The organism is Exiguobacterium sp. UBA6282 (assembly GCF_002440475.1).
Taxonomy (GTDB): Bacteria; Bacillota; Bacilli; order Exiguobacteriales; family Exiguobacteriaceae; genus Exiguobacterium_A.
Map to the genome: position 1 here is coordinate 8360 of NZ_DJUM01000019.1, position 5537 is coordinate 13896.

The following is a 5537-nucleotide window of genomic DNA, read 5'->3' on the forward strand; positions in this document are numbered from 1 at the left end:
ACAAGGTCGTCATTAAAGACAAGGAATTAACGATCGGTCAGTTCCTCGGAGCAATGGCTCAACATGATCTACACCATATGGAACAAATCAATCAAGTGATTGGTTAATGCGAAGGAGATGCGAAACGCGTCTCCTTTTTTTGCGCAAAAAAAGATCCGCCTAAGAGGCAGATCTGATCAGTTAGCGTGTATTGGCAATACGAGCAACTTCAAGCTGCTTTTCAATCTTCGCGAGAATCCGGTCGATCGATTCTGGCTCGTTCAGTAAATCGTATTCGTCGATCGACAAGCGGAGTACCGGGCAGATTGTGAAGTTATTGATCCAGTTCGTATAGCGTTCGTACATCTCTTCCCAATATTCGATTGGTGTCTGTTGCTCCATCTCACGTCCGCGAAGACGAATCCGTTCAAGGACTTGCTCGAACGAACCTTCGAGATAGATCAAAAGATCTGGATGTGGGAAGAATGGTGTCATGACCATCGCGTCAAATAAACTTGAATACGTTTCATAGTCCGTTGGAGACATCGTTCCTTTTTCGAAATGCATCTTAGCGAAGATTCCTGTATCTTCATAGATCGAACGGTCTTGGATGAAACCACCACCGTATTGGAAAATCCGTTTTTGCTCCTTGAAGCGTTCAGCCAGGAAATAGATTTGGAGATGGAAGCTCCAGCGCTCGAAATCATGATAAAATTTATCCAAGTAAGGATTCGTATCGACTTTTTCGAGTGACGTCCGGAAACCAAGGGCATCTGCCAATCCGTTTGTGATCGTTGATTTACCGATCCCAACCATACCGCCGATCGTAATGACGGCATCTGCCGGGATATTGTATTTTTCGCGTAGCTTCAAGTTCATACGTGGTTCGCTCCTTCATATAATTCGTTCCGGATCGTCGTCAAGACGTACTCGAGATCTTCCGGTCGCTTGACGAAGTCGAGTGCATCCCCGTCGAAACGGATGATTTTGACTTCCGGATGTTTGGCTTGATATTCCGTGACGAATGTCTCATAATCCTCTGCCAATTGTTCGAGATAAGCACGTGACATATTTTCTTCGATTTCTCGTCCGCGTAGCGCAACACGTTTCATCAAGGTGTCGATGCTTGCGTTCAAGTAGATGACAGCATCCGGTTTCGGCATGTCCGTCGTCAGGATCGAATAGATTTGTTGGTACTTCTCGAGGTGCTCTACCTTGAGAGAGCGGTGTGCAAAGATTAAGTTTTTAAAGATATGGTAATCAGCAACGACAGAGCGTTGTTTACTGAGGTAATGACGTTCGATATCATCGAGTTGTTTGAAGCGATTGCACAAGAAGAACATTTCCGTCTGGAAGCTCCATTCTTCGATATCTTCATAGAACTTTCCAAGAAAGGGATTTTCTTCGACGATTTCGCGTAACATAGAAAAAGAGAAATGGTGACTGATGGCGTTCGCAAGTGATGTTTTGCCTACACCAATCGGTCCTTCAACCGTTATGAACATATACAATGACCCTCCGTTCAGCAAAGTGCAATTTATATTTTAGCACAAAGAAGTACGACTTGCTGAAGTTTCAAAAGGAGAATTTTTTTAGAGTGAGGAGTATCATCGATGGAACGACAGGAACACTATATGCGACTTGCGATCGAAGAAGCAAAAAAGGCAGAACAGATTGGAGAAGTTCCGATTGGATGTGTCATTGTCAAAGACGATGAAGTCATCGCGACGGGTTACAATCACCGGGAAACGGATCAACAGGCGACGGCACATGCCGAGTTGATCGCGATTGAGGAAGCTTGCCGAAAGCTCGGGAACTGGCGACTTGAAGGGTGTGAGCTCTATGTGACACTCGAACCGTGTCCGATGTGTGCGGGTGCCATCATGCTGTCACGGATCGAACATGTCATCTTTGGTGCCGTCGATCCGAAGGGTGGATGTTGTGGAACACTGATGAACTTGGTGCAAGACGATCGGTTCAATCATGTCTCACAGTTGACGAGCGGTATATTAGAAAAAGAGTGTGGGGAGATGCTAACGACGTTCTTTCGGGAACTACGTGCGAAAAAGAAAGCACGAAAGCGGGCAATGGGTTGCATCACACCAGATGAAACAGTATAATGAAAAAGCACTGAAACAAGGTGCCACTAAAAATCGATAAACCATTTGCCGTGCTAGGTGGGGATGTAGCGGTTCCCTGTCACTCGCAATCCGCTATAGCGAGACTGAATTCCATGTCGAGGGATATGATTGGTGTGGTCTGCCTCACGTAAGTAGCGTTGACGTTTGAGTCCTGCGCAACAGATACCCATGAACCAGGTCAGGTCCGGAAGGAAGCAGCCTTAAGTGGTGCTCTCTGTGTGTTGCAGGGGTGCTTGGACTGAGCAGGCTGCGTGAGTAACGCATGTTGAACATATTTCAGAATATGGTGCGCGGCAGTTTAATTTTTAAAGACAAGTCTACAGCCGGTTTCGGTTGTAGACTTTTTTAGGTAAAATAGAATGAGGAACTTAAAAAGAGGAGGCGCAAACTTGGCCTATCAAGCACTATACCGCGTATACCGTCCGCAACGTTTCGACGAAGTCGTTGGACAAGCGCATATCACCCGTACGATCCAAAATGCATTGATGGAGGGACGCATGTCCCACGCCTATCTATTTTCGGGCCCTCGTGGAACGGGAAAAACGAGTCTTGCCAAAATCATCGCTAAAGCGATCAACTGTGAGCATGCTCCGGTCAAAGAACCGTGTAATACGTGCCCCACGTGTCTTGCGATCACGGAAGGATCAAGTCCGGACGTCTTCGAAATCGATGCCGCTTCCAATAACGGCGTAGATGAAATTCGGGAAATCCGGGATAAAGTCAAATATCCCCCTTCAGAAGCAGCCTATAAAGTCTATATCATTGATGAAGTACACATGTTGTCGACAGGCGCCTTTAATGCACTGCTTAAAACACTAGAAGAACCGCCGGCACACGCCATCTTCATCTTAGCAACGACCGAACCACATAAAATCCCAGCGACGATCATCTCCCGCTGCCAACGTTTCGATGTAAAGCGGCATGAAGTCGATCAACTTGTAGAACGGATGCAATATATCTTAAAAGATCAATCGATCGAGTATTCGGATACGGCCTTACGATTGATTGCCCGTGCAGCGGATGGTGGCATGCGTGATGCACTGAGTCTACTCGACCAAGCGGTTGCTTTTTCAAACGGTGATTTGAACGATGCTGCTGTTCTTGAAGTAACAGGGGCAGTAGAAGATGAAGCATTACTAAACATTGCCCGTGCCTTGCATGAACATCAAGTCGACCAGTTGTTACAGACGCTTGAGACGATGCAACGAGCGGGAAAAGATTTAAAACGTTTCGTTGAGGATCTTGTCTTCTTTTACCGAGACACCTTATTATTGAAAGCCTCTCCTACAGCTGTCGACTTGCTAGAGCGTGCTCGCCCGACGGATGACTTCAAACAATTCGTTGAATCGATTGAAGCAGAGACATGCTTTACGATCATTGATCAGTTACATGACTGCCAACAACAAATGCGATTAACGAATCATCCGCGGGTCCTCGTTGAGATTGCCTTCATTCAAATCGCGGAACAAGGAAGAACGACGGGGCAGATCGTCCAAGCGTTGCAGCAGGAAGTCCGCGAAATGAAGGAACAGATGCATCAGTGGAAGTCGAATGGTGTTCCAGCTCAAGAAGCGGCTGCACCACAAGCGCAGCCGAAGCGCAAACAAGGACGCCCAACCGTTCGAATCGCCAAAGAGCGGATTCGCCAAATGCTAGAACGAGCAGAAAAAGCCCAGTTGCGTGAGATTCAGGAACGCTGGGATCATATCCTAAAGTGGATTCTAAAAGAAGATGGACCAATCTACTCGTTGCTTCATGAAAGTAAACCGGTTCTCTGCTCTGCGGATACGCTATTGATCGAATTCGATGACGGTAAGGGATGGCATTTCGAGCAAGTCATGACCAATGAACGAACACGTTTCGTGATTGAAGAAGCATTATATGAAATATGCGGCGTCAAACGCGAAATTTTAGCGATTCTCTCAAACGATTGGCATGAACTGAAGGCAGAGTTTGTTGCTAAGCGAAATAGTAGTAGTATAGAAGAGAAGGAAACAAAACAAGAATCGGAGAGCGATCAGTTATTGTCCGAGACGCTTGGTCGTTTTGGTGATATCGTAGAGTTCGAAGATTAAATTCGAGGAGGAATACAGATGCGCGGAATGGGAAACATGAATAATATGATGAAACAGATGCAGAAGATGCAAAAGGATATGGCGAAAGCACAAGAAGAATTAAAAGATTTGACAGTGACAGGTACAGCAGGAGGAGAAATGGTCTCAGTCGTCGCCGATGGTCATAAAAATATCGTAGATGTCATCATTAAAGAAGAAGTCGTTGATCCAGATGACGTTGAAATGATTCAAGATCTCGTCTTAGCTGCAACGAACGATGCTTTGAAGAAAGTCGATGAACTCGTCTCAAGTAAAATGGGGAAATTCACACAAGGTATGAATCTGCCGGGAATGTTTTAATTCGTAGGAGGAAACCACTTGCAATATCCTGAAGCGATTAGTCGTTTGATCGAAAGTTTTACAAAACTACCGGGGATTGGTCCGAAGACAGCAGTTCGTCTAGCGTTTCATGTCCTTGATATGGAAGAAGACGATGTCTTGATGTTCGGAAAGGCATTGGTCAGTGCGAAGCGCGATATTGCCTACTGTAGCGTCTGCGGGAATATCACGGATCAAGATCCTTGTTATGTATGTACAGATAAACACCGAAACCGTACGATCGTCTGTGTCGTCCAAGATTCAAGGGATGTCATTGCAATGGAAAAGATGCGAGATTACCAAGGGTTGTACCATGTCTTACATGGAGCGATCAGTCCAATGGAAGGGATCGGTCCAGAGGATATCAATGTATCTAGTCTACTGACACGTCTTCAAGCGGACGAAGCGATTACGGAAGTCATCTTAGCAACCAATCCGAACATCGAAGGAGAAGCGACAGCGATGTATCTATCGCGTCTCTTAAAACCGACGGGTATTCGGATCACTCGGATTGCCCATGGTCTTCCGGTCGGTGGAGATCTAGAATACGCAGATGAAGTGACGTTATCTCGTGCAATGGAGGGACGTCGCGAACTATGAGTTGGTTTCGAAAGAAGATTCGCAGTGAGTACGACGAGCGTTTGTTAGAAGAATTAGCAAAAGCAAAAGAAGATTATTTGATGAAGCGTCATCTCTTAGAGATCAGCTATGATGACTATGGTGATTTAGAAGCACAAATGAAGTTAGCGGAATCACTGTATTTCTTCTATATAAGCGAAGCAAAAAGAAGACGCGTCTCATTGATGATGAAGTAAACCGCAGCCATTCTTGTCTGCGGTTTTTATATTTTCAAAAAAACTATAAATTATTTTGATAAAATAGTTGCGCCTATCTAATTATCGTGATATATTAATTCATGTCCTTAAGAGGACGAGCGCTTACGGCAAACAAGTAAAAAACAATTTCAAAAAAGTTGTTGACTTCT

7 protein-coding genes and 1 other RNA gene are annotated in these 5537 nt (G+C 45.3%); 6 read left to right on the forward strand and 2 right to left on the reverse strand.

Going from position 1 to position 5537, the window contains the following annotated elements:
- Positions 1-180 precede the first annotated feature (180 nt).
- Entirely contained in the window at positions 181-858 is a 678-nt protein-coding gene (locus tag B2751_RS04935; RefSeq protein ID WP_023469877.1) for a deoxynucleoside kinase, read from the reverse strand.
- Positions 855-1484: a deoxynucleoside kinase gene (locus B2751_RS04940; protein WP_035409906.1), complete on the reverse strand. Its 630-nt coding sequence runs from the start codon at positions 1482-1484 to the stop codon at positions 855-857. Before B2751_RS04940 ends, B2751_RS04935 begins: the two co-directional genes overlap by 4 nt.
- A gap of 108 nt (positions 1485-1592) precedes the next feature.
- Here B2751_RS04940 and tadA point away from each other — a divergent pair, with 108 nt between their 5' ends.
- From tadA to B2751_RS04970, 6 genes are all read left to right on the forward strand, one after another.
- Positions 1593-2099: a tRNA adenosine(34) deaminase TadA gene (tadA, locus tag B2751_RS04945; protein ID WP_035409909.1), complete on the forward strand. Its 507-nt coding sequence runs from the start codon at positions 1593-1595 to the stop codon at positions 2097-2099.
- 48 nt (positions 2100-2147) lie between these two features.
- Positions 2148-2414: signal recognition particle sRNA large type (gene ffs / locus B2751_RS04950), an RNA gene on the forward strand.
- A gap of 95 nt (positions 2415-2509) precedes the next feature.
- On the forward strand, positions 2510-4195 hold the full coding sequence (dnaX, locus tag B2751_RS04955; RefSeq protein WP_290773302.1) for a DNA polymerase III subunit gamma/tau: 1686 nt from the start codon (positions 2510-2512) through the stop codon (positions 4193-4195).
- Positions 4196-4213: 18 nt separating this feature from the next.
- Positions 4214-4534, forward strand: a complete 321-nt coding sequence (locus tag B2751_RS04960) for a YbaB/EbfC family nucleoid-associated protein (RefSeq protein WP_029343040.1) — start codon at positions 4214-4216, stop codon at positions 4532-4534.
- Positions 4535-4552: 18 nt separating this feature from the next.
- The gene (gene recR / locus B2751_RS04965) at positions 4553-5152 is read left to right on the forward strand and encodes a recombination mediator RecR (protein WP_023469882.1); all 600 of its coding nucleotides are present in this window, start codon (positions 4553-4555) and stop codon (positions 5150-5152) included.
- Positions 5149-5367, forward strand: coding sequence for a YaaL family protein (locus B2751_RS04970; protein WP_050679042.1), 219 nt, complete (start codon positions 5149-5151; stop codon positions 5365-5367). Before recR ends, B2751_RS04970 begins: the two co-directional genes overlap by 4 nt.
- Positions 5368-5537 lie beyond the last annotated feature (170 nt).